Annotated in this window: 1 protein-coding gene; it reads right to left on the bottom strand. The window is 65.9% G+C overall.

Features of this window, described 5'->3' with window-relative positions:
• A partial coding sequence (locus LPA46_RS18600; protein WP_230893802.1) for a (Fe-S)-binding protein occupies positions 1-2015 on the bottom strand: 2015 nt, incomplete at both ends.

Raw genomic sequence — 2015 nt, 5'->3', positions numbered from 1 at the left:
TCGTAGCCACCCGTTTTGCGGCCGTCCTCGTACATCGTCATGCACATCGGGCACGCGACGACGAAACGGTCGACGTCCGGGCCGGCGTCCGTGTCCTCTAAGGCCTCGCGGATGCGCTCCTCGCTGGGTTTGGTTTCTTCGTCGAAGTCCATCCAGAGGCCGCCACCGCCGCCGCCACAGCAGAACGAATCGTCGCGGTTGCGCGGCATCTCGTCGAGCGTGACGCCGGTCGCGCGCACGACTTCGCGGGGCGCCTCGAACTCGCCGTTGTACCGTCCGAGGTGACAGGGGTCGTGGTACGTAACCGTCTCGTCCAGTTCCGTCCCCGTGAGCCCGAGCGCGCCCTGAGTGACGAGCGATTCGACGACCTGCGTGTAGTGGTAGACGGAGTCGCCGTCCTCGAAGCCGAACTGCTCGTACTCGTTCGAGAAGGTGTTGTACGAGTGGGGGTCCGTGCAGACGATGTTCTCGTAGTCGCAGGCCTGGAAGGCCTCGATGTTCTCCTCAGCAACCATCTCGTAGAGGCCTTCCTCGCCGACGCGGCGGATGTCGTTGCCGTCGTTCTGCTCGTCCTCGTAGAGGATGCCGTAGGAGACGCCAGCCTCCTCGAAGACTCGGGCGAGCGAGCGCGCGACGTGCTGGTTGCGCTCGTCGTAACTCGGGTAGTCGCCGACGTACCAGAGGTACTCCACGGACTGCTCGCGGGCGTCCGGCACCTCGAAGTCCAACTGTTGGGTCCAGTCGGGGCGGTTGCGGTCGGGGTCGCCGAACGTGTTGCCCTTCTGGAAGACGTTCATCACGGCCTCCTCGACGTTCTTGTTCATCTGCCCGGACTCGGTGAGCCGGCGGTTCATCTCCGTGAACTGCGTGACGTGCTCGATGTCGACGGGGCAGGCGTCCATGCACGCCATACAGGACATGCAGGACTCCATCGTCTGGGCGTCGACGACGGAGGTGCCGCCGTCCGCGACGATGTCGACTTCCTCGCGGTCGCCTGCTTCCAGGCCTTCGCGGTAGGCTTTCAGGTCGAGGATGACGTCCCGGGGGTCGAGGGGGCGGCCGGCGGCCTTGGCGGGGCAGGCCGACGAGCAGCGCCCGCACTTCGTGCAGGCGTCGTGGTCGAGCAGTTGCTTCCAGGTGAAGTCCTCGATGTCGGAGGGGCCGATTTCCTCGGGGCTGGCGTCCTCGGGGACGCGGGGGAGCCGTTTGCCGGCGTCCTCGTCGCGGGTGAGGAGGTTGGCGTAGCTGGAGAGCATGTGGAACGGCTTGGCGTAGGGGACGCTGGCGACGAACGCGAGCGCGAGCAGCGCGTGACTCCACCACACCACGGGGTAGGCGGCGGCTGCGGCTTCGGCCGTGATACCCGCTGCTTGCAGGACGTCTTTGACGAACCAGCCGATGAAGGAGACGGTTTCGAAGGAGACGTCGCGGGTGGCGCTGGTGCCGAGGATGCGGACGCCCTCGGTGAGGTAGCCGCCGACGCCCAGGAGGAACAGTGTCCAGACGAAGAGGTCGTCCTCGGTGCTGGTGTGTTTGCCCCAGAGGCGGCCGTATTTGACCCAGTAGCGGCGGTAGATGGCCATGCCGACGCCGACGACGAACAGCAGTCCCATCGCGTCCGCGACGAAGGAGTACGCGAGGTAGAAGTCGCCGACGAAGAAGGAGGGCTGGCCGAGGACGAGCGTCCAGAGGTCCATGTCGATGCCGAGGATGGTCGTTGCGATGACGAGTGAGAGGAAGCCCCAGAGGATGAAGGTGTGCATGAGGCCGGCGTAGAGGTCGCGGTCGAACTGTTTTTCGTTAGTGATGGCGAGTTTCGCAGCAGTGAGCACGCGAGAGGGAAGGTTGGTGAGTCGGGTGATGGGGTCGTCGGCGCCGCGGGCGTACGTGGCGAAGCGCTGGTAGACGCCGTACAGGAAGATGGCGACGGCGACCGCGGCGAGGTAGTAGAACAGCGCCTCGCCGACGTGGCCGATGCGCCAGAACGTGGGCCGCGTTTCAACCCCGGCTTGCGC

Source organism: Halobacterium sp. KA-6 (assembly GCF_021029015.1).
In the GTDB taxonomy this organism is placed as follows: domain Archaea; phylum Halobacteriota; class Halobacteria; order Halobacteriales; family Halobacteriaceae; genus Halobacterium.
Note: the sequence above shows the minus strand (reverse complement) of the source record. Positions and strands in the feature narration are given on the sequence as shown.